Genomic DNA, 23,601 nt, shown 5'->3' with positions numbered 1-23,601 from the left:
ATGGCCCCGCCGACTGCTCAGCGGGGGTGTCGGCAGACGATGAATTGGCCCCGGCCGGCATGTTTGGCCCGGTAGAGCGCATCGTCGGCGGCCTTCAGCAGATCCTGGGCGTTGTCCGCATCCCGCGGATACAGTGCGATGCCGATGCTGGCGCCCACAGTCAGGGTGTTGCGGCCGAGTTCGATCTCCGCCGACACCGCTTGGATCAGCTTGCCGGCAATGTGCTCCACATCTCGGAGTGACCCGGCGCCTTCCAGCAGCACGGTGAACTCGTCCCCGCCGATGCGCGCCACCAGGTCGGACGCGCGCAGGCATGCCGTCAGACGTTCCGCCGTCACCCGCAGCACCTGATCGCCGGCATCGTGACCCAACCGGTCGTTCACCGGCTTGAAGCCGTCGAGGTCGATGAACAGCAGGGCAAGCGGCTGGCCGATGCGCTGGGCGTGGGCGAGCGCCGAGTCCATGCGGGCGAAGAACAGCCGGCGGTTGGGCAGGCCGGTCAGCGGATCATGGTTGGCGAGATGATCCTTTTCCGCTTCGCTGCGGCGAAGCGTCTCCTCCATCTCCCGCCGGTCGGTGATGTCGCGGGAGATGCCGACGACGCCCAGTATGTTGCCCCGTGGGTCGCGGCAGGCGGTCTTGAGCGTTTCCATCAGTCGGTGCCGGCCGTCGGGATAGACGAACCACTCCTCGCCGCGGGTCATCCCCTCCCGCATGGCACGCAGGTCGGTCTGCCGGCGACGCTCCGCCACGTCGCCATCGACTATGTCGATGTCGCGCAGGCGGCCATTCGAATTGAGGTGCCAGCCGACATAATCGAGGAAGGCGCGGTTGTAGTTCAGGAAGACGCCGTCGCGATCCTTGAAGAAGACGATGTCGGGCATCGAATCGATCAGGCTTTGCAGGACGGCACGTTCCTGATGCAATGCCTCCAGTGTGGCGCGCTGGTCGGTCACGTCTTCCATCAGCCACACCTCTCCGCCATGGGTGAGATAGGCGAAGAAGCGGATCCAGCGCCGGACGCCGTCCTTGCGGGTCACCTGCAATTCGGTCAGCACCGAGGCCTCCGCTTGCCGCGCGGCATCGTAGCGTTGACGAATTTCCCGGTCCTGGCCGGGATAGGCCGACTTGAACCATTCCTCCATCGTCGGCAACTCGTCCTGCCGGAAGCCGATCAGCCGTTCCGCCGCGCGGTTGACGAAAATCCGCTCGCCCTCGACATAGGCGGCGGCCATCGGCAGATTCTCGACCATCCGCGACAGGTGCAGCTTCGGCGCAGGCGTTGGCTCCATCCCCTCAAGCGGTCTTGCATGGACGAGCATCGCCAAACGCCCGTCCGTCAAGCGGAGCCCCGAACAGTCGCAGGCCAGGGCGGTCTCGTCGGCACCCCCGTCCTTTCCCCGGTCGTCTCCCCTGGTGCCGACCGTCCAGCGCTCGCCGATGCGCCCGCCGTCCGACAGGCGCCGGGCATAATCGGGCAGGCGCTGCCGGACCGTTTCCGGCAAGCAACCGACAGCAGCCGGTTCCCGGACCGACCGGACACCCCAAAGGTCGCAAGCCGCCTGATTGGCCCACAAGGCATCGCCCGTCTGCAGATCGATGACCCAAACCGGATCGGAGATCAGGCAAAAGGCCGACAAATCATTCGTAGACCAATGACGATCTGGCAGATGGCTGGTGCAGGCCGCGGCGCCCATGGCAAAGGAAGCTCAAGGTGGAGATCGTCAACAGCATACGGGCGTAAACGTTAAATTCATGCGAATGCACTGTTGCAGGCCGGCTCGGATGGCGCCTGCATAGCGGCAGCGCATCGGGGCGCCTGTAATATTCGACTGCGCCTGAAGGCGGAAGCTTTCCGGCGATCCGCTCGGAAGGCCGGTCAGGGCAGATCCAGTTCCTGGATGTAGCGGGTCAGCGCGCAACTGGCGTTGAGCATATGGGCGCGCATGCAACGGGCCGCCTCATCCCCGTCGCCACGCGCCATGGCGGCCAGGATGGTTCCATGCTCGGCATGAGAGGTCGCCAGCCGGTCGCCGTGGCGAAGCTGGGTCCGGCGGAAGGCGGCGAGGCGGGCACGGACCCCGACCGCCTGTTCGGCCATGAACTGGTTGTGGGTGGCGTGATAGATCGCCTCGTGGAAGCGGCGGTTGAAGTCGTCATAGGCGTCGAGATCGCTGCCCCGCACCATCTCCGCCGCCGATTCATGCATGGTCTGCAACCGGCTGCGCTCCACCGGGGTGATGCGGTAGGTGGCGAGGCGGACGCACATCGCCTCCATCTCCGCCGTCATCTCGAACATGTCCATGATGCGCTCGGCCGTCATGGTGGCGACGACCACGCCGCGGCGCGGCCGGACCTCCACCATGCCGGTGGTGGCAAGCTGGCGCAGGGCCTCGCGCACCGGGGTACGGGAAGCGCCGAAGCGCTGGCCGATCTGCTGTTCGTCGAGCGGGGTGCCCGGCTTCAGCCGTCCGGTGGCGATCTCGTCGGCAAGCGCCAGCCGGATGACGTCGGACAGCAGGCCCTTGCCGTCCTCCGCGATGTCGCGTTCCGACTGGCCGTCCGGGAGAATGGCATCCATTGCGTACATAACCGCCTGTTGTTTCCGGTCTGCGTATGCGCAGACGCCGGCTTATCCGCGAACCAGTATACAAAAAGCGTTTCGGCGGTCAAAATTATGTTTGCCAGCCTGATCGTCCATGATATGTATGCACTACAGTAGCGGCGGCTGAGATAAAAATACCTGAAGCCCGTTATCTTGGGACTTCGCATACATGAATGGTGTGCGCTCCCTCTGGGCAAACCATCGGCCGCCGTCGTGACTTCGTGCCCGGCCATCTCCGGACAGCATGTCCGGTTCTCTGCCCCGCGATTGGGCAGCCGGGCCGCATGAAACGACGAAATGGGGAAACGCACATGATGGGACGACACGGAACTTTCATTCCAATTGCCATGCCAACAGCTGCTGCGGCCACCGCCGGGACGGAGGGCGCGTCATGGTGATCTTCGGCACCGCTTTGCTGGCGGGCTGCTATCTGCTGGGCGTGCTGCTCGGCGATATCCTTGGGGCGCTGATCGGGGTCAAGGCCAATGTCGGCGGTGTCGGCATCGCCATGATGCTGCTGATGGCCGCTCAGTACCACATGCGCAAGCGCGGGTTGATGCGGCCGGAGACGGAGAAGGGCGTCACGTTCTGGGCGATGATGTACATCCCCGTGGTGGTCGCCATGGCCGCCACCCAGAACGTCATCGTCGCCGTCAAGAGCGGCCCCGTCGCCCTGCTGGCCGCCTTCGGCTCGGTCGCGCTCTGCGCCTGCGTCATCTCGCTGATCAACCGCACGATCCACCGGACCGGAGCCGCCGCCGCCTGGCAGGCCGGCGCCCCCGCCGCCGAACTCGAATAAGGGGGCCGTCATGCTCGACAAATTCATGCATGAGATCGCGGACAACCAGCTGGTCGCCGCCTTCGCCGTCGTCGGGATCATCGTCTGGGTCTCCAACCTGCTGGCCCGCCATCTGACGGCCGGCCGGGTTCACGGCTCGGCCATCGCCGTGCTGGCCGGGCTTGCGCTCGCTTATTGGGGCGGGCTGGTCACCGGCAAGACCAAGGGGATGGCCGACCTGACCATGTTCGGCGGGCTGGCCCTGATGGGCGGAGCGATGATGCGCGACTTCTGCATCGTCGCCACCGCCAGCGAGGTGCAGATCGACGAGGCGCGCAAGGCCGGCTGGCTCGGCTTCATCGGGCTTTTCCTCGGCACCGTGCTGCCCTTCATCGTCGGCGTCGCCGTCGCCATGGCCTTCGGTTACACCGACCCGGTGGCGCTGACCACCATCGGCGCCGGCGCCATCACCTACATTGTCGGCCCGGTGACCGGTGCCGCCATCGGCGCAAGCTCCGACGTCATGGCGCTGAGCATCGCGACGGGAGTGGTCAAGGCGATCCTGGTCATGGTCTTCACCCCTGTCCTGGCCGGCTTCATGCGGCTGGACAACCCGCAGGCCGCGATGGTGTTCGGCGGGCTGGCCGGCACCGTCAGCGGCGTCAGCGCCGGGCTGGCGGCGACCGACCGGCGGCTGGTGCCCTACGGCGCCCTGGTCGCCACCTTCCACACCGGCCTGGGCTGCCTGATGGGGCCGTCGGTCCTGTTCCTGGCGATCAAGGCGATCGTCGGCTGATTAGAGACCCCAATTCCAACCCGCCTGTTTCGAGCACAGCGATGAAGGAAGCTGACACCATGCGCGACTGGAACCTGCAGGGGCGCAACCGCGACGCCCGGCTGGCCCGCGCCGCCAGCCTTGTAGCATCTTCGACCGAGGGCAAGCGCGTCGCCACCGCCGACGCCCGCGCCCTGCTGGAAGCGGTGCTGGAACCGGGCGACCGCGTCTGCCTGGAGGGCAACAACCAGAAGCAGGCCGATTTCCTGGCCCGCACCCTCGCCTCGGTTGATCCGGCCCGGGTGAACGGCCTGCACATGGTCCAGTCGGTGCTGGCCCTGCCGGAGCATCTCGACGTCTTCGAACGCGGCATCGCCGCGAAGCTGGACTTCTCCTTCTCCGGCCCGCAGGGCGCGCGGCTGGCGCGCATGGTGGTGGACGGGCGGATTTCGGTCGGCGCCATCCACACCTATCTGGAGCTGTTCGGCCGCTATTTCGTCGATCTGACGCCGCGGGTCAGCCTCGTCGCCGCCCAGGCGGCCGATGCCGCCGGCAACCTCTACACCGGCCCCAACACCGAGGACACGCCGGTCATCGTCGAGGCGACTGCCTTCAAGCGCGGCATCGTCATCGCCCAGGTGAACGAGCTGGTCGACAGCGTGCCGCGCGTCGACATCCCCGGCGGCTGGGTCGATTTCGTCATCCAGAGCCCGACGCCGCACTATATCGAACCGCTGTTCACCCGCGACCCGGCCCAGATCTCGGAAATCCAGGTGCTGATGGCGATGATGGCCATCAAGGGCATCTATGCCGAATACGGCATCCAGCGGCTGAATCACGGCATCGGATTCGACACCGCGGCCATCGAGCTGCTGCTGCCGACTTACGCGGAATCGCTGGGGCTGAAGGGGAAGATTTGCCGGCATTGGGCGCTGAACCCGCACCCGGCGCTGATCCCCGCCATCGAGGCCGGCTTCGTCGAGAGCGTCCATTCCTTCGGCTCGGAGCTGGGGATGGAGGCTTATATCCGGGCGCGGCCGGACGTGTTCTTCACCGGGGCCGACGGCAACATGCGCTCCAACCGGGCGATGTCCCAGGCCGCCGGCCATTATGCCTGCGACCTGTTCATCGGCTCGACCCTGCAGATCGACCTCGCTGGCAACAGCTCCACCGCCACGCTGGGGCGGATCGCCGGCTTCGGCGGTGCGCCCAACATGGGGGCGGATGCCCGCGGACGGCGCCATGCCAGCCCGGCTTGGCTGAAGGCCGGGCGGGAGGCGCGCGGCGACGGCGGGCAGATGCCGCGCGGCCAGAAGCTGGTCGTCCAGATGGTGGAAACCTTCCGCGAGCATATGCAGCCGGCCTTCGTCGAGCGTCTCGACGCCTGGGACCTGGCGGAGAGCGCCGGCATGGAACTACCGCCGGTGATGATCTACGGCGACGACGTGACCCACATCCTGACGGAAGAGGGCATCGCCAACCTGCTGCTCTGCCGGACGGCGGAGGAACGGGAACAGGCGATCCGCGGCGTCGCCGGCTACACGCCCGTGGGCCGCGGGCGCGACCGCCGCATGGTGGAAAACCTCCGCGACCGCGGCGTCATCCGCCGGCCGGAGGATCTGGGCATCGACAAGCGGCTGGCGACCCGCGACCTGCTGGCCGCGCGGTCGGTCAAGGACCTCGTGCGTGCATCGGGCGGCCTGTACGACCCACCCAAGCGCTTCCGCAACTGGTGAGCCTTATCCCATGGAAATCCTGAGCTTCGAATATCGCGGCGGCCGTCCCGTGGCGTCCCCGCCGCCGTCCGTCCTGGTGGGCGTCGTCGGCTCCGGCAATCTGGAGGTGCTGGTGGAACCGGCGCCGCTTGGCGGCCTCTGCCGGGTCGAGATCCAGACCGCGGCGGTCGGCTTCGGCACGACATGGCAGGCCGTGCTGGACGATGTGTTCGCCCGCCATCCGCTGGCCGATGTCCGCATCTCCATCAACGATGTCGGCGCCACGCCGGCCGTGGTCAGCCTGCGGCTCGACCAGGCCTTGGACGCTTTCGCCGGAGGGTCGCAACCATGAGCAGCTATTACGAGGACAGCTCCCGCGGCAGGCTGGACGGGCTGCTCGACCCCGGCAGCCTCATCGAGATCCTGCCGCCGACCGAGCGCATGGTCAGCCCGCATCTGCGCCAGCTCGACACGCCGGCCGCCTTCGACGACGGCATCGTCGTCGGTGAAGGCCGTCTGGCAGGCCGCCGCGTGCTGGTCGCCGCCCAGGAAGGCGGCTTCATGGGCGGGGCGGTCGGCGAGGTGCATGGCGCCAAGCTGACCGGCCTGTTGGAGCGCGCGCTCGACACCCGTCCCGACGGCGTGCTGCTGCTGGTCGAATCCGGCGGCGTCAGGCTGCACGAGGCCAATGCCGGGCTGATCGCGGTGTCGGAGGTGATGCGCGCCGTGCTGGCCGTGCGGGCCGCCGGCATCCCGGTGATCGTGCTGGACGGCGGCACCTTCGGCTGCTTCGGCGGCATGGGCATCGTGTCGCGCCTGTGCGACGCGGTGGTGATGAGCGAGGAGGGGCGGCTCGGCCTGTCCGGCCCCGAGGTGATCGAGACCACCATGGGGGTGGAGGAGTTCGACAGCCGCGACCGCGCGCTGGTCTGGCGCACCGTCGGCGGCAAGCACCGCTACCTGCTGGGCGAGGCGGCGACCCTGGTCGAGGACGACGTTTCCGCCTTCCGCGCCGCCGCCTTTGCCCTGCTCGACCAACTGTCAGACCATGGGCCCGACCTGTCGCTGGCGGCACTGGAGGCGGAGCATGCGGCGCTGGGCAGCCGGCTGGAGCGTTTCGGCGGTTGCCGCGACGCGCTCGACATCTGGGAAAAGCTGGGGGTGGAGGAACCGGAGAAACTGCCGATCCTCGACACCGCCAGCTTCCTCGCAACCGTCCGCGACCGGAGGGCCTGAGCCATGGACGTGACCACTCTTCTGGACCGGCTGTTCCCGGACGGGCACGACATCGCCGCAGACGGCGTTTATTTCGACGGCACCGGCCGGGTCTTCGGCACCGAGGTGGCGGTGATCGGCACCGTCGACAACACGCCCATCGGCATCGAGCTGGCATTCCGCATGGCCGGCGCGGTGCTGGAGGTGGTGCGCCGCCACCCCGGCCGGCCGATCCTGCTGCTGGTCGACACCCAGGGCCAGCGGCTGAGCCATCGCGACGAGTTGCTGGGCATCAACGGCTACATGGCGCATCTGGCGAAATGCATCGACCTCGCCCGGCGCACCGGGCACCGCGTGCTCGGGCTGGTCTATGGGCAGGCGGTCAGCGGCGGCTTCCTCGCCACCAGCCTGCTGGCCGACCGCTGCTACGCCCTGCCGGACGCCGAGATCCGGGTGATGAACCTGCCGGCGATGGCCCGCGTCACCAAGATCCCGCTGGAGCGGCTGACGGAGCTGAGCGCGTCCTCGCCGGTCTTCGCTCCGGGGGTGGAGAATTACCGCCGGATGGGCGCCATCGCCGCCCTGTGGCAGGGCGATCTCGCCGCCTGCCTTGCCGAGGCGCTGGCAGCCCCCATCGACGGCGACCCCCGCCGGGCGCTGGGCGAGGAGCGCGGCGGCCGGCAGCTTGCCCGCAAGGTGGCCGACCGGGTGCGGCACGATGCGGCCTGAACTCCTTCATTGGCCGCGCCACGGCTGGGCCCGGCTGGGGGAGGGCTGGGCGGACCGCCTGCGCTCTCCCCTGGCTCCGGCGGAGCGGGCGGAGGCCGATGACTGGTGCGCCGCCGGCCGGCCGCTGGTGATCGCGCGCGGCCGGCCGAGCGACGGAGAGGGAGAACTTCGGCTGGGGCTCGCCACGCCGGACAAGCGGCGGATCGGCCTGCATGTGGCGGTGGATGCCGTGGCCGAGCGACTGGAACCGCTGGCGTTGGCCGAGGCGGCAGCGTCGGCGCCGAAGGCATGGCGGCGGATGCTGGCGGATCTGGCGCGGTGGGCGCAGGAGTTGGGAATGGCCGCCGCGGTCTATGGCTCGTTGGCGTGGCAGCACCGCACCGGCCTGCGCTATGTCCGGCCCGAGTCCGACATCGACCTGCTGTTCGCCCCGCACGACCGCCGGCAGTTGGGGGGCCTGCTGGAACTGCTGATGGCGGTCGGCAACGACTCTCCGCGCCTGGATGGCGAAATCCTGTTGCCGGACGGTGCTGCGGTCGCGTGGCGGGAACTGGCCGGCCGGCCGGCCCGCCTGCTGGTGAAGGGGGCGGCAGAGGTGGGATTGCGCGACCTTGCATCCGTGCTGGCACTGTTCGACCGGGAGGAGGCCGCATGATCCGCAGCAATGCCGCATCCACCCCGGTTTCGTCCCACAATGCGTGTCCACTCGGCGCGATGGTCGGACGGACGGCGGTCCGGGCGCTCTATGCCGAACTGGCGCTGCATCCCAAGCCGGGGCTGGTCAGCCCGCTCGACAGCGGCAGCCATGACGACATGGACATGGGCACCTTCCTGCGCAGCCTGTTCGCCCTGCGTGGCTATTTCCGCTCCATCGCCGCCGCCGGTGCCGAGGGGGCCGGCTTCGCCACCCTGCGCGATCTCGGCATCGCGGCCGAACGCCGGATGCTGGCGGCCACCGCCGGCATCAACACCCATCGCGGCGCGGTGTTCGGCATCGGCTTTCTCGCCGCGGCGGCTGGCTGGCGGATGCGGCGCGGCCGGACGCTTCGCGGCGCGGCGCTGGGCGGAACCGTCGCCGACCTGTGGAGCGCCGACATCCTGGGCGCAGCACCGCAGGCCCCCGTCAGCCATGGCGGGCTTGCGGTTCAGCGTTACAGAGTGCGTGGCGCCCGGCAGGAGGCGGCGGAAGGGTTTCCCACCCTGTTCACCCTGGCGTTGCCCGCCCTGGACCGCGCGCTGGCGGACGGCGCCGATCCGGAGCGGGCACTGGTGCAAACCCTGTTCTCGCTGATGGCGGAGTTGGAGGACACCAACCTGCTGCATCGCGGCGGTCCCGCCGGGCTGGCCTTCGTCCAGGGCGAGGCAAGTCGCTTCCTCGACCGTGGCGGGGTGTTCCGGGCCGACTGGCGGGCCGAGGCGCTGGCCCTGCACCGTGCCTGCATCGCCCGCCGCCTGTCCCCCGGCGGCAGCGCCGACATGCTGGCGGCGGCGCATTTCGTCCACGCCCTGCGCGAGGGCTGGGCATGAGTTTGGGCATCCTCTGCTCCGGCCAGGGCGGGCAGGGGCCGGGCATGCTCGACCTGCTGCGGCGGGAACCGGCGGCGCAGGCGGTTCTGGATCGGGCCACCGCAATCATGGGCAAGGATCCGCGCGCCCTCGTCACCGGACCTGAGGCCGAGATGCAGCGCAACGCCGTCGCCCAGCCGCTGCTCTGCGCCGTCCAGGCGGCGACCTGGGCGGCGCTGCATCCGCTTCTGCCGCCTGTGCGGGCGGTGGCCGGCTACAGCCTGGGGGAACTGTCGGCCTATCGGGTCGCCGGCGCGCTCGACGTGGATGAGCTGATGCGGCTGGCGAACGGCCGGGCGGAGGCGATGGACCGCGCCGACTCCGAGCCGGGCGGGCTGCTGGCCGTGCGCGGTCTCGACCGGTCCCGGCTCGAAGCGGTCTGCCGCGACTGCGGCGCGGACATCGCCATTGAGAACGGTGCCGACCGGTTCGTGGTCGGTGGGCACCGGACGACGCTTGAGGTTGTTGAGCGGGCGGTTCTGGCGTTGGGCGCCGCGGTCACGCCGTTGCCGGTCACCATCGCCTCGCACACCCGCCTGATGACGCCTGCGGCGGCGGAGTTCTCCTCAATCCTTGCGGCGAGCGGCCTGCGAGCACCGCCGCTGCCGGTGCTGGCCGGCATCGACGGCACCCCCGTCTACACGCGCGAGCGGGCGGTCGCGGTGCTGACCCGTCAGATGACCGAGACGGTCGCCTGGGCCGCCTGCCTGGACGGATTGATCGAGATGGGCTGCACCGTCCTGCTGGAAACCGGCCCCGGCAACGCGCTGGCGCGGATGGCCGCCGAGCGGCATCCGGACCTGCCCGTCCGCTCCGTATCCGATTTCCGCAGCCTGTCCGCTGCCGCCGCCTGGGTGGAGCGGCAACTCGGCTGAGCGTACCGTCAGCGCGCGGCCGGCTTCGGCCCCAGCACGCAGGCGACCGCGGCCAGGATCAGCACCAGCGCCGCCGCCAGCCGCGGCGTCACCGGGTCGCCCAGCAGCAGCACGGCGCCGCCCACCCCGACGACCGGGATCAGCAGGGTGCTGACCGCCGCCTCCCCCACCGTCAGGCGGCGGACGGTGACGTACCACAGCGCCTGCGCCACGCAGATCGAGCAGACGATGTGCCAGGCGAAGCCGGCCCACACCGCCGGGTGAAGCTCGGCCAGCGTGGGCCGCACCTCCGTTGCCGCCAGCCCGATCATCGGCAGGGCGCAGAGCACATATTGCCAGCCGGTGATGACCATCGGGTGGGTGCGCCAGACCCGCCGCTTCATCACGATGGTGCCGAGCGCCCAGGCCACCGCCGACACCAGCATCACCGCCGGACCCGCCAGCGCGGAAGGCGGCGCCGACAGCGCCTCCGGCCCCAGCAGCACCAGCAGACCCGAGAGGCCGCAGGCCAGCCCGACGATCTGGCGCGGCCCCGGCCGCTCTCCCAGCAGCGGGATCGCCAGCAACGTCGCCCACACCGGCATGGTGAAGGCGACGATGGCCGCCTGCGAGGTCGCCATCAGGCTCTGGCCCAGCGCCGTGCACAGGTTGAAGACCAGCACGTTGCACAGCCCTGCCGCCACCAGCGCCGGCCATTCCCCCCGCTCCACCCGCAGCCGGTGCCCGGCCAGCCGCGCCGCTCCCAGCAGCAGCACCGCCCCGGCGGTGAAGCCGATGGCGCGCAGGCTGAAGATCGGCATCTGCGTCAGGATCGTCTTCACCGCCGGCCAGTTCAGGCCCCAGAACAGGCTGATGACGGCGATCAGCAGGTATTTGACGGGATCGCGGCCGGCGCCGCTGGCGGCGATTGCGGTCATGCGGCTGTCTTGCCTGCAAAACCATCGAGGAAGCTCGACAGGTTGGCGGACAAATCGTCGATGGCGTAGCCGCCCTCCTGCACCAGCACCGTCGGCAGGCCGGCGGCGGCGAGCAGCGCGCCCATGCGGGCGAAGCCCGGCGTGGTGACGCCGAAGGCGGCCAGCGGGTCGTCGATGAAGGTGTCGAAGCCCAGCGAGACGAACAGCATCTCCGGCGCGAACCTCCGGATCGCGTCCAGGCCCTTGCCGATGGTCGCCAGCACCGTCGCCTCGTCGCTGCCGATGGGCAGCGGCAGGTTCAGATTGTAGCCCTCGCCGCGGCCGATGCCGCGTTCCTGCGCATAGCCGGCCATGTGCGGATAGAACTCGGCCGGGTCGCCGTGTACCGAGACGAAGAACACGTCGTCGCGCTCGTAGAAGATGTCCTGCGTGCCGTTGCCGTGATGGACGTCCACGTCGATGATCGCCACCCGTGCCGGCCGCCCCTGGGCGCGCAGCAGCGGCAGCACCGATTCCGCGGCGACGGCGACATGGTTCAGGTAACAGAATCCGCCGGCCATATCGCGGGTGGCATGGTGCCCCGGCGGCCGGCACAGGGCATAGGCTGCGCTGTCCGCCCCGGTGGCAACCAGCTTCGCCGCGTGGATGGCGGCATTGGTGGCGGCGCAGGTGGCGGCCCAAGTGCCCTCACCGATGGGGCAGGCGGTGTCGAACATGTGCCAGCCGGCCTGACCGACGATACCCGTCGGGTAGTTGGGAGCCGCCTGCATCCGGTGGACGTTGGGCAGCACCACGTCGCCCATGTCGCCAGCCGCCACCCAGCGGGCATGCGCCGTTTCCAGGAAGGCGAGATAGGCGGGGGTGTGCACGGCGGCGCGCGGGGCGGAACCGTAATCGTCGGGCAGGATCAGCGTCTCGCCGCGCTTCTCGATCAGCGAGGCCAGCGCGCCGACCCGTTCCGGCTTCTCCGGCAGGGCGCGCAGAAGTCCCTTGTTGAAATAGGTGGCGGGGCGGTGCAGGGCGGTGTCGGGGTGATGCACGAACTTCATCAGGGGACTCTCCGGAGAACGGACAGGCTCAGGGCTTTCCAGCCGTGGCGACCAGCGTTTCGAACAGCACGGCGGCGCCGCGGGCACCGTCGGCGGGGGAGATGTTCTCGACCTCGTTGTGGCTGATGCCATCCTCGCAGGGGATGAAGATCATCGCCGTCGGCACCTTGCCCGCCACATAGACCGCGTCATGGCCGGCGCCCGACACGATGTCACGGTGGCTGAAGCCGAAGCCGGCCGCCGCCTCGCGCACCCGGTCGACCAGCGGCTTGGCGAAGGGCGTCGGCGGGAAGTGCCAGAAATCGGCGATCTCGGCGCTTACCCCGTTCTGCTCGGCAATCTCGGCGACGGCGGCACGGAAGCGGCGGTCCATGTCGGCCAGCGTGTCGGCGTTCGGGTGGCGCAGATCGACGGTGAAGAAGACGCGGCCGGGGATGACGTTGCGCGAATGCGGGTGGACATCCAGGATACCCACCGTGGCGCAGGGGTCGCCCGCCGTCTCCAGCCCGACCCGCTGCACCGCCTGCACCATCGCCGATGCTGCGACCAGCGCGTCGCGGCGCAGGCGCATCGGCGTCGGTCCGGCATGGGCCTCGACACCCGTCACCGTCACCTCGTACCAGCGCTGGCCCTGCGCGCCGGTGACGACGCCGATCTCCTTGCCCTCGACCTCCAGCACCGGACCCTGTTCGATGTGGGCTTCCAGATAGGCGTGCATCGGATGATCGACCGGAGCCTCGCCGGCATAACCGGTGCGGACCAGCTCGTCGCCCAGCCGCGCGCCGTCCTGCGCCACCTTGTCTAGGATCTCGTCGAGCGTGAACACGCCGGTGACGACACCCGATCCCATCATCGGCGGCGAGAAGCGCGAGCCCTCCTCGTTGGTCCACACCGCGACCTCGACCGGGTGCAGCGTCTCCACCCCGCGGTCGTTCAGCGAGCGCACCACCTCCAGCGCCGCCAGCACGCCGAACACGCCGTCGAAGCGTCCGCCGGTCGGCTGGGTGTCGAGATGGCTGCCCATCACCACCGGGGCCAAGCTGTCGTCATGGCCCTTGCGGCGGGCGAAGATGTTGCCGATGCGGTCGACCGTCACGGTGCAGCCGGCGGCCTCGCACCAGGAGACGAACAGGTCGCGGCCGGCCTTGTCCTCGTCCGACAAGGCGAGGCGGCAGCTGCCGCCCTTGGCGGTGGCGCCGATCTTCGCCATCTCGGCAAGGCTGTCCCACAGGCGCTGGCCGTCGATGGGCAGATTGGAGGGAAGGGACATGGAAACTCCACGCAGAATTTTTTGGTTGAAGGCAGGGGGGAGCGGGAAGCGGTCAGGCCGCTTCGCGCCGCTCCCGTGCCCGTAGGTCGACCATCGCCAGCACGGCGCGCAGCATCGGCACGTCCACGCCGCAACGCTCGGCCAGCTCGATCACCGAGCCCAGGATCGCGTCCAGCTCCAGCCGCCTGCCGGCCTCATAGTCCTGGAGCATCGAGGTTTTGAAGTCGCCGACGCCGGCGGCCATGGCGATGCGTTCGTCCACGCTGGTGGTAAAGACCACGCCCAGCTTTTCCGCGACCGCCTTGGCCTCCAGCATCATGGCGCGGCCGGTTTCCCGCGTGCCGGGGTCGTTGCACAGCCGGCCCAGCGTCGACCCGGTCAGCACGCTCAAGGGGTTGAAGGCGAGGTTGCCCCACAGCTTCACCCAGATCGCCTGCCGGATGTCGGCGGTCTTCGCCGGCTGGAATCCCGCCTGCCCGAACAGCGTCACGATGCGGTCCACTGCCGGATTGTCGCGGCCGCCGGCATCGCCGAACACGAAGCGCTGGTCGCTGACATGGCGGATGCGGCAGGGACCGTCACCCTCCACCGCGACGAAGCTGGTCGCCCCCACCACCCGGTCGGGGTCGATGGTGCGCCACAGCAGCCCGTCGGGATCGACGCTGGCGAGCGGCAGGTCGGCCAAAGGGTCCGGCTGACGGTGCGGATACCACCAGGGGATGCCGTTGACCATCGGCACGATGGCGGTCTCCGGCCCCAGCAGCGGCGTCAGCGTATCGATGGTGCCGCGCAGCGCATGGGCCTTGACGCAGAGGAACACCAGATCCTGCGGACCCAGCGACAGGCTGTCGTCGGTGACGCGGGGGGTGAGCCGGGCGACGCGGTTCAACGGCGTCACCATGGTCAGGCCGTTGCGGCGGATGGCGGATGCGGCGTTCGGCCGGGCGACCAGCGTCACCTCGGCTTCGGTAGCGCCCAGCCGGGCGGCCAGCAGACCGCCGACCGCGCCGGCCCCGATGATGGCGACCTTCATTCAGTGCGCTCCTACGGGGGCTTGCTGGAGATCCTCCGGGATGTGCCAGGCTTTGCCGGGGATGGCGTCGAGCAGGCTGCGGGTGTAGGCGTCGCGCGGATGGGTGAACACGTCGCGCGCGGTGCCCATCTCCACGATCTTGCCGCGGCGCATCACCGCGATGGTGTCGCAGACCTGGGCCGCCACCCGCAGATCGTGGGTGATGAACAGCATGGCGAGGTTCAGCCGCCTGCGGATGTCGTCCAGCAGGTCCAGCACCTGTCCCTGCACCGACACGTCGAGCGCCGAAACCGGCTCGTCCGCCACCAGCAGCTTCGGCTCCATGGCGAGGGCGCGGGCGATGCCGATGCGCTGGCGCTGGCCGCCGGAGAACTCGTGCGGGAAGCGGTCGGCGGCCGAGCCGTCGAGCCCGACCATCGCCAGCAACTCCCGCGCGCGTGTCAGTGCCCTGTTGCGGTCCTCGCCGAAGGCCACCGGCCCTTGCGCCACGATGTCGCCGACGCGGTGGCGCGGGTTCAGCGAGGCGTAGGGGTCCTGGAACACCATCTGCACCGCCCGGCGGTAAGGCCGGAAGCCCTTGCGGTCGAGTGCCAGCAGGTCGGTGCCTTCGAACAGGATGCGGCCCGAATCCGGCTTGATCAGCCCGACGATGGAGCGGCCGAGCGTCGATTTGCCCGATCCGGATTCTCCGACCAGACCGACGGTTTCGCCGGGATGGATGGTCAGCGACAGGTCGTCGCCGGCCACCACCTGCTTGGACTTCTTGAACAGCCCGCCACCGACGTTGAACACCTTGCGCACCTTGTCGGCGACCAGCAGCGGCGCGCCCGTCCTGGCATGGTCGTCGCGGTGCTCGATGTAGTGCGGGACCGAGGCGATCAGCTGCCGGGTGTAGGGATGCTGCGGCCGGTTCAGCACGTCCGACGCCGCGCCATATTCCACCAGCTTGCCGTGGCGCATCACCGCCACCCGATGCGCGATCTCCGCCACCACGCCGAAATCATGGGTGATGAACATCATGCCCATGTGGCGCTCGGCCTGGATCGAGCGGATCAGGTCGAGGATCTGCTTCTGGGTGGTGACGTCCAGCGCCGTGGTCGGCTCGTCGGCGATCAGGATATCGGGCTGGCAGGCCAGCGCCATGGCGATCATCACGCGCTGGCGCTGGCCGCCCGACAGGCGGAAAGGATAGGCCTCGGCCAGTTCGGCCGGGTTGGGCAGCCCGACCTGGGCCAGCAGTTCCACCACGCGGGCGCGGCGGGCGGGGGCGGGCAGGTCGGTGTGTTCGCGCAGGCTCTCGCCGATCTGGCGGCCGACCCGCATCAGCGGGTTCAACGCCGTCATCGGCTCCTGGAACACCATGGCGATGCGGCCGCCGCGAAGGCTGCGCTGCTCCGCCTCCGGCATGGCCAGCACGTCCTTGCCCTTGAACAGCAGGCTGCCGCCGGCAACGCGGACATGGGGGGCGGGCAGCAGGCCCATCATGGCGTGCGCGGTCATCGACTTGCCGGAGCCGGACTCGCCGACCACGCAGAGAATCTCGTCGGGGTTCAGGGTGAAGGTCAGGTTGTCCACCGCCAGCGGGCGGTCGGCGCCCGGCGGCAGCGCGATGCTGAGGCCGCGCACATCCAACAGGGGGGTCTTCATGGCGGCGGTCTCCACGGGGGTGCGCATAACGTTGAACTGGCTCATCGGATCACCCCCGCGACCGGGCGAGCTTCGGGTTCAGGGCATCGTTCAACCCCTCGCCGACGAGGTTCAGCGCCAGCACGGTCAGCACGATGGCGAGGCCGGGGAAGACGCTCATCCACCAGGCCTGCCGGATCACCGTGCGGGCGGCGCCGATCATGTAGCCCCAGCTCATCGCGTTGGGATCGCCGAGGCCGAGGAAGCTCAGCGAGCTTTCCAGCAGGATGGCGGTCGCCACCATCAGCGAGGCCGACACGATGATCGGCGACAGGCTGTTCGGCAGGATCTGGCGCAGGATGATGGTGCTGTTGCTCTGGCCGGTGGTGATGGCGGCCTGGACGAATTCGCGTGAGCGCAGGCTGAGGAACTCGGCACGGGCCAGACGGGCCAGCGGCGGCCAGCTGACGATGGCGATGGCGAGCACGATGGTGGTCAGGCTGGGGGTGAAGATGGCGACCAGCACCACGGCCAGCACGAAGTTGGGGATGGTTTGGAAAAGCTCGGTGAAGCGCATGATGGCATCGTCGACCTTGCCGCCATGGAAGCCGGCCAGCGCCCCCAGCGTGACGCCGATGGCGAGCGCCGCGGCGGTGGAGGTCAGGCCGATCAGCAGCGACACCCGCGCCCCATGGGCGATGCCCGACGCGATGTCGCGGCCCAGCATGTCGGAGCCCAGCAGCGCATCCTCCGACAGCGGCGGCTGGAAAGGTGCCGTCGCCATCTCCCACGGGTCGCCGGGGAACAGGACGGAGGCGAAGGCGGCCAGCACGACGATGGCGATCAGGATCGCCAGCCCCAGGACCGCGCCCTTGTTGCGGGCGAAGGCCCGCCAGAAATCCGAGTTCATCATTGCGACACCTGGATGCGCGGATCGACGAGGCCGTAGAGGATGTCGGTCAGGATATTGAAGAGGATCACCATGATCGATGTGACCAGGAAGATGCCCAGCAGCACCTGATAGTCGCGCTGAAGCACCGCCTCGAAGGCCAGCCGGCCGATGCCGGGCCAAGCGAAGACCGTCTCGATCAGGATGGAGCCGCCGACCAGCTGTCCGGCCTGGATGCCGGCGACGGTGATGACCGGAAGGATGGCGTTGCGCAGGACATGGCGGGTGACGATGCGGCCCTGCGTCAGTCCCTTGGCCTTGGCAGTCTTGACGAAGTCGAGGCTGCGCACCTCCAGCATCGAGGCGCGGGTCAGGCGCGCATACCCCGCCATGTAGAACAGCGCCAGCGTGATGACCGGCAGGATCAGATGGACCGCCACGTCCGCCACATGCGCCAATCCGGTATAGCCGGCGCCGATGGTCTCGTAGCCGAAAGCCGGCAGCCAGCCGAGCTGGATGGAAAACAGGAGGCTCAGCATCAGTCCGATCCAGTAGATCGGTGTGGCGTAGGCGAGGAGTGCCACGACGGTGATGGCGCTGTCGGCCCAGGTGCCGACGGTGACCGCCGCCAGCGTGCCGAGCGCCACACCGGCGGCGAGCGCCAGGATGAAGGCGGTCAGTGTCAGCACCAGGGTGGCCGGCAGCCGTTCCGCCAGGATGTCCCAGACGGGCCGCTGCTGGCGGTAGGAAAAGCCGAGATCGCCCTGCACGACCTTGCCGATGTAGGTGCCGAGCTGTTCGTAGAGCGGCCGGTCGAGCCCGAACTGCTCGCGCAGCTGCGTCACGAACTTTTCGTCGGCGGCCCCTGCCTCGCCCGCCATCACCATGGCCGGGTCGCCGGGGGCGGCATGGACGAGGAAGAAGTTCATCACCACGATGGCGATCAGGATCGCGGCGGCCTTGACTAGGCGGCTCGCGAAGAGTTGGGCGAATCCCAGCATGGGCAGGTTCCTAATTCTGGCCCTCTCCCGCCCCGGAAGAGGGCGTGGAGCCGACGGCCGTAGGCCGGACGAGCACCGAAGGTGATCGTAGGCGGAGCGCGGTCGCGAGACTTGCGAGCGGCCTTGGACCCGCCGAAGGCGGGGAGGGTGAGGGGAGATGCAAAAATCCCGGAGCGCATGGCTCCTTGCGCTACCCCTCGCCCTTCCCATGCTTCGCATGGGCCCCTTCCCTCTCCCGGAGCGGGAGAGGGAGGTCTCGTTACTTCGCCAGCCAGACGCTTTCATAGGTGTCGTTGACACCGATGGCGGTCGTGTTGGCGTTCTTCACCCGCTTGTCGAGGAAGGTCGGGAATTCCATCTCGAGCAGCCACACCACCGGCAGGTCGTCGGACAGGATGCGCTGGACCTCGCTGTACTGCTCCTGGCGCTTGGCCGGGTCGTTCTCGCGCGACGCTTGGTCGAACAGCTCGTCAACCTTCGGGTTGGAATAGCCCATGGTGTTGGTGAACAGGACGCCCTTGCGGATGTTCGACGAGATGTAGGTGCGGGCCACGCCCAGCGCCGGGTCGCCGTACTGGTAGAGGAAGTTGGTGGTGATCTCGTAATCCCAGTTGGCGACGCGCTGCGCCCAGCCGGCGGCGTCGGTGCTTTCCAGGACCACGGAAACGCCGACCTTGCCCAGCGCCTGCTTCAGATACTCGCCCAGGCGGGTCCAGGTCTCGCCATAGGGCATCGGCATCAGCTTGACGGTGGCGCGCACGCCCTTGCCGTCGGGCTTCAGCCCCATCTCGTCGAGCAGGGCCTTGGCCTTGTCGAGGTTCGGCTCGTAGGTCGTGACCTTGGGGTCGTAGAACTTGACCACCGAGTTGATCGGGCCGGTCGGCACGCGGCCGAGGCCGAACCAGATCTTGTCGCGGATGAACTTGCGGTCGATGGCGTAGGCGATGGCCTTGCGGAAGCGCTTGTCGTCCAGCGGCTTGACGCGGTGGTTGATCTCCAGCCACGCCATCGGCGCCACGAACTCGTAGCCGGCGGTGGTCAGGGTCACGTTGGGCAGCGTCTTCATGCGCGGAACCTCGAAGGGCTCCAGGTCGCTGTACTGAGTCTGCTGCACCTGCCCGCTTTCCAGCGCCAGCGAGCGGCTGGCGGCGTCCGGGATCACACGGAAGGTGATGCCGTCGAGGTAGGGCAGGTCCTTCTTGTAATAATCCTCGTTGCGGACGAGCTGGATGTAGCTGCCCTTCACCCATTCCTTCAGCTTGAATGGGCCGGTGCCGACGGGGGTGTTGTTGGCCGGGTTGGTGCGGTAATCGCTGCCCTCATAGATGTGGGCCGGCACGATGGGGGCCGATGACACCTCGAAGGCCTGGATGAAGGCCGGGAACGGCTCCTTCAGCTTGAACTCGACGGTGTTGTCGTCCAGCGCCTTGATCGACTCGCAGCGGCTGAACGCGGCGCGGGCGCGCGGGTGGACCTCCATCAGGAACTTGGAGGTGGAGAACACCACGTCGTTGGCGCTGAACGGCTTGCCGTCGTGCCACTTCACGTTCTGGTACAGCTTGAAGGTGTAGGTCAGGCCGTCCGGCGACACCGTCCAGCTCTCGGCCAGCGACGGCATCGGGGTCAGCTTGCGGTCGTAGGTCAGCAGGCCCTGGTAGATCTTGCCGGCGACGGTCTGGGTCGGCCCCTGCTGGTTCAGGCCCAGCATCAGGGTCGGCGGTTCCGGCTGGACGATGGAGTTGAGGATACCGCCGCGGACCGGCGTCTCCTGCGCCATGGCCGGGGCGGCGATCAGGGCGGCCGTGCCGGGGATGGCGAGTGCCGCGGCCAGCAGGCCGGCGGCGGCGGCGCGGTGGACGTTGCGGCGGAAGCCGCGCTGGATGCTGGCGGGGATACCGGAAAGGCGTCGTGTCATGCGGGTGTCCTCGTCTCCAGATGGTGTCGTTGCGGGATGCGACCCTGTCGTCTTCGTTCTTCTTTTGAAAAAGGCGGACGGATCAGCGCGGCCCGGTCGGGCCGGTGGTGCTGTCCAGCCAGCGCAGCAGCGAGTCCCATTCCAGGACGCCGGCGCGGGGATAGGCGCGCTCGTACTGCTGGGCGGTGTGCTCGCAGACCTCCGGCGACGGATAGACCAGCGGACGGCCGCCGGCCATCGCCATGATCTGCTGCTTGCAGGCCTGCTCCAGGTAGTACATCAGCACCGCAGCCTCGGCGACGTCCTGGCCGACGGTCAGCAGGCCGTGGTTGCGCAGGATCATGCTGTGGTGGTTGCCGAGGTCGGCGACCAGCCGTTCCCGCTCCGCCAGATCCAGCGCGATGCCCTCGTAGGTGTGGTAGGCGATGCGGTTGTACCAGCGCAGCGAATGCTGGGTGATCGGCAGCAGCCCGTCGGCCTGGGCGCTGACCGCCATGCCGGCGTCGGTGTGCAGGTGGATGACCGCGCCGACGTCCGGGCGGGCGTGGTGCACCGCGCTGTGGATGGTGAAGCCGGCGGGATTGATGGCGTCGCCGTCGCGCCCGTCGACCAGATTGCCGTCGATGTCGACCTTCACGAGGTTGTCGGGCGTCACCTCATGGAACATCAGGCCGTAAGGGTTGATCAGGAAATGGTCCGGCGTGTCCGGGATGCGGGCCGACATATGGGTGTAGATCAGGTCGGTCATGCCCAGCCGGTCGAACAGCTTGTAGGCGGCGGCCAGATCGGTGCGCGCCTTCCACTCCACGTCGGAACAGTCGCGGGTGGCCTGCGGGGCGTGGGCGGCGTTGGCTTTCAGGGTGGCGGCGATCATCGGGCGGGTCTCGTCAGGCTAAGGGGTCAGATGGGTTCCAGGCCGCACCAGCCGGCGATGAACAGCGCCAGCACGCGGGTCACGTCGCGCAGGCTGTCCAGCGACACCGATTCGTCGATGCCGTGGATGCGCGTCGCCTCCGGCCCGTAGCAGGTGGCGGGGGTGTCGCCATAGAGCTGGAAGAAGCGGGCATCGGTGGTGCAGGTCAGCGCCACCAGCTCCGGATCGCCGCCGCGCACGGCGCGATGACTGTCGGCCAGCATGGTCACCAGCGGGTGCGCCGGGTCGATCTCGCAGCCGGCGGCCTGGAAGCCGTTCCACTGCTGCTCGATCCCCACACCGGAGAGGGCCGGGTCGGTGGAGCGCGCCTGCTCCACCGCCCGGGTCACCTCGGCGCGGACCGCCTCCGGCTCCTGCCCGGGGAAGAAGCCGAGCCGGAGGTCGAGCGCGCAGCGCGTCGGGACTGACGACGGCCACTCACCGCCCTCGATCCGGCCGAGATTGATGTTGACGGGATGGGCATGGCCGCAGAAGGCGGGGTGGCGGCAGGCCGGCTCGTTCCACCGCACCTCCAGCGCCTTCAGATGCGCCGCCAGCGCATAGGCCGCCTCGATGGCGTTCACCCCGGCCGAGGTATCCAGCACATGGGCCGGCGTGCCGGTCAGCACCAGCCGCACCCACATCACGCCGACCTGGGCGATGGAGATGGAGTGGTTGAACGGCTCCGGGATCACGGCGGCATCGGCGCGGTAGCCGCGATGCAGGCAGGCCAGCGCGCCATTGCCGGTGCATTCCTCCTCGATCACCGACTGGAGATAGACCGGGGCGGCTGGCTGGTAGCCCAGCGTGCGCAGGGCGGCGAAGGCGGCGGTGTAGGCGGCGATGCCGGCCTTCATGTCGCCGGCCCCGCGGCCATAGAGGCGCCCGTCGGCGATCCGCGGCTCGAAGGGCGGGGTGGTCCACAGCTCCGCCGGGCCGGTCGGCACCACGTCGATATGGCCGTTCAGGATCAGCGAGCGGCCTTTTGCCTCACGCGGCCTGTGGACGCCGACGACATTCTCGCGGCCGGCATAGGCGCCGGGAAGGACCGGCGGCGAGAAGCCCGGCATGCGGGAAATCGCCTGCTCGTCGATGTCGAAGCGGTCGACTTCCAACCCGAGCGCGGCGAAGCGGTCGACCATCAGCGCCTGAGCCCCGGACTCGTCCCCCAGCAGCGACGGCTGGCGGACGAGGTCGGACAGGTGCGACACGCAATCGCCCTGCGCCGCATCGGCGGCGTCCAGGATCGCAGCGCGCAGGCCGGCGTCCGGCAACACATGGTCGAGACGGTCTGCCGTATCTCGTGTCATTCTAAATCCTTTGCCCGAATCCATTTCGCTGCTGCGGCAGGGATGCACGGGCGGGTGGAAAAAGACGAAGCTGTTGCGTTGCGGCCCATCCCAAATGGATATGGCCGCCATAACGGTGCAATATGCGGTGTCCGGCATGGCGATGTTTGAAGGCCGCCATGTGTCGATTAGGAAGGCATCCAATCGATCAGGCAAATAAGCATTTTTCATTTCGCCCATGAATCTGATTTATGCCGCAGTTGCTCACAGCGCATTCATGTGCGTAGAATTTGGGCGGCAGCAGCAATGCACCGGAATCGGGCAGTGATCGAGGGGGTGGGACGGTGAACGAAAGCGAGGCGGAACGGCAGGCCCTGGCCCGGCTGGGCCAGCAGATGGACTGGAACCTGCTGCGCACCTTCATGGTGATCGTGCAGGAGGGCAGCATCACCAGGGCCGCCGTCCGCCTGTTTTTGACGCAGCCGGCGGTCAGCCTTGCCCTGAAGCGGCTGGAGGAGCAGCTTGGCCGCGCCCTGATCGACCGCGGTCCCGGCCGCTTCGCCGTCACCGCCGCCGGTGAGCAGGTCTATGACGAAGCGGTGTCGATCCACGCCACCGTGTCCCGCCTGGGCGCCCTGGTGCGCGACGCCAAGGACGAGGTCAGCGGCCATGTCCACATCCTGATGACCAGCCGCATCCAGACCCCGCTGCTCGACCGCTCGCTGCGGGAATTCCACCGCATGTACCCGCTGGTGACCTTCCGCATCGACGTCATGGCGTCGGCCGACGCGCACATCGCGTTGCAGCAGCGCGTCGGCGCCATGGCGATCTGCCTGCTGCGCGAGCCGATTCCCGGACTGTCCAGCCAGATCTTCCTGCGCCAGACCTACCGTCTCTATTGCGGCCCGGATTTCCGCCTGTTCGGCCAGCGCGACATCGACATCGCCGAACTGCGCCACGAGAGTTTCGTCTCCTTCACCTCCGACCAGATCGACGGCGCCCTGTCGCCGCTGACCCTGTTCCGCGCGCGGGAGGGCTTCGCCGGCCGCGTCGTCGCGTCGTCGGCCAACCTGGAGGAGGTGCGGCGGATGATCGTCTGCGGCCTCGGCATCGGCCCGCTGCCCGAACACATCGCCGCCCGCGACGTGGCCGATGGCCTGCTGTGGGAACTGCCGCCCTATGAGGGCATCGCGCCGGTCAACGTCCACCTGATCTGGAACGAGCAGGCCAAGCTGAACCGCGCCGAACGGGCCTTTCTCGATTATCTGCAAACGGCGTTGGCCACGGCGCCGGCCCGGGAGCTTGCCGGGGTGACCGAGGGAAATTCCGACAGCCACCTCCTTCGGGGCTGACGATTGGACAGCTAGGCCGCCGCCCTTGAGCCGTGTGATAACGGAATCGTTTCGACGCTGGATTTTTTCGACTGCTTTGATGAACGTCC

The 23,601-nt window shown here is 68.8% G+C and carries 22 protein-coding genes and 1 pseudogene; 10 read left to right on the top strand and 13 right to left on the bottom strand.

Translation table 11 applies throughout. The features are described 5' to 3' along the window. Nucleotides 1–17: 17 nt before the first annotated feature. The 3 genes and pseudogenes from ABNQ38_RS02160 to ABNQ38_RS02150 all read right to left on the bottom strand — a co-directional run bounded on the left by ABNQ38_RS02160 (nt 18) and on the right by ABNQ38_RS02150 (nt 2,581). Nucleotides 18–1,505, bottom strand: coding sequence for a diguanylate cyclase domain-containing protein (locus ABNQ38_RS02160; RefSeq protein WP_377806212.1), 1,488 nt, complete (start codon nt 1,503–1,505; stop codon nt 18–20). 27 nt (nt 1,506–1,532) lie between these two features. Further along, a pseudogene (locus ABNQ38_RS02155) lies at nt 1,533–1,697 on the bottom strand (PAS domain-containing protein); the annotation flags it as partial. A 182-nt stretch (nt 1,698–1,879) separates the two neighbouring features. Next, nucleotides 1,880–2,581, bottom strand: coding sequence for a GntR family transcriptional regulator (locus tag ABNQ38_RS02150; protein WP_377805460.1), 702 nt, complete (start codon nt 2,579–2,581; stop codon nt 1,880–1,882). Nucleotides 2,582–2,996: 415 nt separating this feature from the next. Between ABNQ38_RS02150 and madL the strand changes: the two genes are divergently transcribed. From madL to ABNQ38_RS02105, 9 genes are read left to right on the top strand one after another with little or no spacing between them, the layout of a single operon-like run. Further along, nucleotides 2,997–3,404: a malonate transporter subunit MadL gene (gene madL, locus ABNQ38_RS02145; RefSeq protein WP_377805459.1), complete on the top strand. Its 408-nt coding sequence runs from the start codon at nt 2,997–2,999 to the stop codon at nt 3,402–3,404. Nucleotides 3,405–3,414: 10 nt separating this feature from the next. Further along, nucleotides 3,415–4,179 (top strand): malonate transporter subunit MadM, encoded by a 765-nt coding sequence (gene madM / locus ABNQ38_RS02140; RefSeq protein ID WP_377805458.1) that lies wholly within the window; start codon nt 3,415–3,417, stop codon nt 4,177–4,179. Nucleotides 4,180–4,220: 41 nt separating this feature from the next. Next, nucleotides 4,221–5,894 (top strand): malonate decarboxylase subunit alpha, encoded by a 1,674-nt coding sequence (gene mdcA, locus ABNQ38_RS02135; protein WP_377805457.1) that lies wholly within the window; start codon nt 4,221–4,223, stop codon nt 5,892–5,894. Between the two features lie 10 nt (nt 5,895–5,904). Further along, on the top strand, nt 5,905–6,225 hold the full coding sequence (gene mdcC, locus ABNQ38_RS02130) for a malonate decarboxylase acyl carrier protein (protein ID WP_109048927.1): 321 nt from the start codon (nt 5,905–5,907) through the stop codon (nt 6,223–6,225). Then, nucleotides 6,222–7,109, top strand: coding sequence for a biotin-independent malonate decarboxylase subunit beta (locus ABNQ38_RS02125; protein WP_377805456.1), 888 nt, complete (start codon nt 6,222–6,224; stop codon nt 7,107–7,109). The genes mdcC and ABNQ38_RS02125 overlap by 4 nt, the downstream gene beginning before the upstream one ends. 3 nt (nt 7,110–7,112) lie before the next feature. After that, entirely contained in the window at nt 7,113–7,817 is a 705-nt protein-coding gene (mdcE, locus tag ABNQ38_RS02120; RefSeq protein ID WP_377805455.1) for a biotin-independent malonate decarboxylase subunit gamma, read from the top strand. Beyond that, the gene (gene mdcG, locus ABNQ38_RS02115) at nt 7,807–8,472 is read left to right on the top strand and encodes a malonate decarboxylase holo-[acyl-carrier-protein] synthase (protein WP_377805454.1); all 666 of its coding nucleotides are present in this window, start codon (nt 7,807–7,809) and stop codon (nt 8,470–8,472) included. The genes mdcE and mdcG overlap by 11 nt, the downstream gene beginning before the upstream one ends. Continuing rightward, on the top strand, nt 8,469–9,344 hold the full coding sequence (mdcB, locus tag ABNQ38_RS02110) for a triphosphoribosyl-dephospho-CoA synthase MdcB (protein WP_377805453.1): 876 nt from the start codon (nt 8,469–8,471) through the stop codon (nt 9,342–9,344). Before mdcG ends, mdcB begins: the two co-directional genes overlap by 4 nt. Beyond that, the gene (locus ABNQ38_RS02105) at nt 9,341–10,258 is read left to right on the top strand and encodes an ACP S-malonyltransferase (RefSeq protein WP_377805451.1); all 918 of its coding nucleotides are present in this window, start codon (nt 9,341–9,343) and stop codon (nt 10,256–10,258) included. Before mdcB ends, ABNQ38_RS02105 begins: the two co-directional genes overlap by 4 nt. Before the next feature lie 8 nt (nt 10,259–10,266). Here ABNQ38_RS02105 and ABNQ38_RS02100 read toward each other — a convergent pair whose 3' ends face one another. The 10 genes from ABNQ38_RS02100 to ABNQ38_RS02055 form a co-directional block, all read right to left on the bottom strand. Next, on the bottom strand, nt 10,267–11,175 hold the full coding sequence (locus ABNQ38_RS02100; protein ID WP_377805450.1) for a DMT family transporter: 909 nt from the start codon (nt 11,173–11,175) through the stop codon (nt 10,267–10,269). Beyond that, entirely contained in the window at nt 11,172–12,224 is a 1,053-nt protein-coding gene (locus ABNQ38_RS02095) for a histone deacetylase family protein (RefSeq protein ID WP_377805449.1), read from the bottom strand. The genes ABNQ38_RS02100 and ABNQ38_RS02095 overlap by 4 nt, the downstream gene beginning before the upstream one ends. Nucleotides 12,225–12,252: 28 nt before the next feature. Beyond that, nucleotides 12,253–13,494, bottom strand: coding sequence for a Zn-dependent hydrolase (locus tag ABNQ38_RS02090; protein WP_377805448.1), 1,242 nt, complete (start codon nt 13,492–13,494; stop codon nt 12,253–12,255). Between the two features lie 52 nt (nt 13,495–13,546). Next, nucleotides 13,547–14,527, bottom strand: coding sequence for a ketopantoate reductase family protein (locus ABNQ38_RS02085; protein ID WP_377805447.1), 981 nt, complete (start codon nt 14,525–14,527; stop codon nt 13,547–13,549). Beyond that, complete coding sequence (locus tag ABNQ38_RS02080; protein WP_377805446.1) at nt 14,528–16,174, bottom strand: ABC transporter ATP-binding protein; 1,647 nt, start codon at nt 16,172–16,174, stop codon at nt 14,528–14,530. Between the two features lie 49 nt (nt 16,175–16,223). Further along, nucleotides 16,224–17,066 carry an ABC transporter permease gene (locus ABNQ38_RS02075; RefSeq protein ID WP_109048938.1) on the bottom strand — a complete coding sequence of 281 codons (843 nt, stop codon included), beginning with the start codon at nt 17,064–17,066 and terminating at the stop codon, nt 16,224–16,226. Further along, on the bottom strand, nt 17,063–18,043 hold the full coding sequence (locus ABNQ38_RS02070; RefSeq protein WP_377805445.1) for an ABC transporter permease: 981 nt from the start codon (nt 18,041–18,043) through the stop codon (nt 17,063–17,065). Before ABNQ38_RS02070 ends, ABNQ38_RS02075 begins: the two co-directional genes overlap by 4 nt. A 259-nt stretch (nt 18,044–18,302) precedes the next feature. Beyond that, nucleotides 18,303–19,958 carry an ABC transporter substrate-binding protein gene (locus tag ABNQ38_RS02065; protein ID WP_377805444.1) on the bottom strand — a complete coding sequence of 552 codons (1,656 nt, stop codon included), beginning with the start codon at nt 19,956–19,958 and terminating at the stop codon, nt 18,303–18,305. 82 nt (nt 19,959–20,040) lie between these two features. After that, nucleotides 20,041–20,832 (bottom strand): class II aldolase/adducin family protein, encoded by a 792-nt coding sequence (locus ABNQ38_RS02060; protein ID WP_377805443.1) that lies wholly within the window; start codon nt 20,830–20,832, stop codon nt 20,041–20,043. Between the two features lie 26 nt (nt 20,833–20,858). Then, nucleotides 20,859–22,181 (bottom strand): M20 family metallopeptidase, encoded by a 1,323-nt coding sequence (locus tag ABNQ38_RS02055; RefSeq protein ID WP_377805442.1) that lies wholly within the window; start codon nt 22,179–22,181, stop codon nt 20,859–20,861. 323 nt (nt 22,182–22,504) lie between these two features. Here ABNQ38_RS02055 and ABNQ38_RS02050 point away from each other — a divergent pair, with 323 nt between their 5' ends. Further along, on the top strand, nt 22,505–23,512 hold the full coding sequence (locus tag ABNQ38_RS02050; protein ID WP_377805441.1) for a LysR family transcriptional regulator: 1,008 nt from the start codon (nt 22,505–22,507) through the stop codon (nt 23,510–23,512). Nucleotides 23,513–23,601: the final 89 nt, after the last annotated feature.

It is taken from the genome of Azospirillum sp. A29 (assembly GCF_042604625.1).
Taxonomy (GTDB): Bacteria; Pseudomonadota; Alphaproteobacteria; order Azospirillales; family Azospirillaceae; genus Azospirillum; species Azospirillum palustre.
This window is presented reverse-complemented; position numbering and strand designations above follow the sequence as displayed.

What these genes read in the sequence shown, in the direction of transcription:
- ABNQ38_RS02150 (WP_377805460.1), bottom strand. Translation starts at nt 2,581, where the DNA reads ATGGATGCCATTCTCCCGGACGGCCAGTCGGAACGCGACATCGCGGAG.
- madL (WP_377805459.1), top strand. Translation starts at nt 2,997, where the DNA reads ATGGTGATCTTCGGCACCGCTTTGCTGGCGGGCTGCTATCTGCTGGGC.
- madM (WP_377805458.1), top strand. Translation starts at nt 3,415, where the DNA reads ATGCTCGACAAATTCATGCATGAGATCGCGGACAACCAGCTGGTCGCC.
- mdcA (WP_377805457.1), top strand. Translation starts at nt 4,221, where the DNA reads ATGAAGGAAGCTGACACCATGCGCGACTGGAACCTGCAGGGGCGCAAC.
- mdcC (WP_109048927.1), top strand. Translation starts at nt 5,905, where the DNA reads ATGGAAATCCTGAGCTTCGAATATCGCGGCGGCCGTCCCGTGGCGTCC.
- ABNQ38_RS02125 (WP_377805456.1), top strand. Translation starts at nt 6,222, where the DNA reads ATGAGCAGCTATTACGAGGACAGCTCCCGCGGCAGGCTGGACGGGCTG.
- mdcE (WP_377805455.1), top strand. Translation starts at nt 7,113, where the DNA reads ATGGACGTGACCACTCTTCTGGACCGGCTGTTCCCGGACGGGCACGAC.
- mdcG (WP_377805454.1), top strand. Translation starts at nt 7,807, where the DNA reads ATGCGGCCTGAACTCCTTCATTGGCCGCGCCACGGCTGGGCCCGGCTG.
- mdcB (WP_377805453.1), top strand. Translation starts at nt 8,469, where the DNA reads ATGATCCGCAGCAATGCCGCATCCACCCCGGTTTCGTCCCACAATGCG.
- ABNQ38_RS02105 (WP_377805451.1), top strand. Translation starts at nt 9,341, where the DNA reads ATGAGTTTGGGCATCCTCTGCTCCGGCCAGGGCGGGCAGGGGCCGGGC.
- ABNQ38_RS02100 (WP_377805450.1), bottom strand. Translation starts at nt 11,175, where the DNA reads ATGACCGCAATCGCCGCCAGCGGCGCCGGCCGCGATCCCGTCAAATAC.
- ABNQ38_RS02095 (WP_377805449.1), bottom strand. Translation starts at nt 12,224, where the DNA reads ATGAAGTTCGTGCATCACCCCGACACCGCCCTGCACCGCCCCGCCACC.
- ABNQ38_RS02090 (WP_377805448.1), bottom strand. Translation starts at nt 13,494, where the DNA reads ATGTCCCTTCCCTCCAATCTGCCCATCGACGGCCAGCGCCTGTGGGAC.
- ABNQ38_RS02085 (WP_377805447.1), bottom strand. Translation starts at nt 14,527, where the DNA reads ATGAAGGTCGCCATCATCGGGGCCGGCGCGGTCGGCGGTCTGCTGGCC.
- ABNQ38_RS02080 (WP_377805446.1), bottom strand. Translation starts at nt 16,174, where the DNA reads ATGAAGACCCCCCTGTTGGATGTGCGCGGCCTCAGCATCGCGCTGCCG.
- ABNQ38_RS02075 (WP_109048938.1), bottom strand. Translation starts at nt 17,066, where the DNA reads ATGATGAACTCGGATTTCTGGCGGGCCTTCGCCCGCAACAAGGGCGCG.
- ABNQ38_RS02070 (WP_377805445.1), bottom strand. Translation starts at nt 18,043, where the DNA reads ATGCTGGGATTCGCCCAACTCTTCGCGAGCCGCCTAGTCAAGGCCGCC.
- ABNQ38_RS02065 (WP_377805444.1), bottom strand. Translation starts at nt 19,958, where the DNA reads ATGACACGACGCCTTTCCGGTATCCCCGCCAGCATCCAGCGCGGCTTC.
- ABNQ38_RS02060 (WP_377805443.1), bottom strand. Translation starts at nt 20,832, where the DNA reads ATGATCGCCGCCACCCTGAAAGCCAACGCCGCCCACGCCCCGCAGGCC.
- ABNQ38_RS02055 (WP_377805442.1), bottom strand. Translation starts at nt 22,181, where the DNA reads ATGACACGAGATACGGCAGACCGTCTCGACCATGTGTTGCCGGACGCC.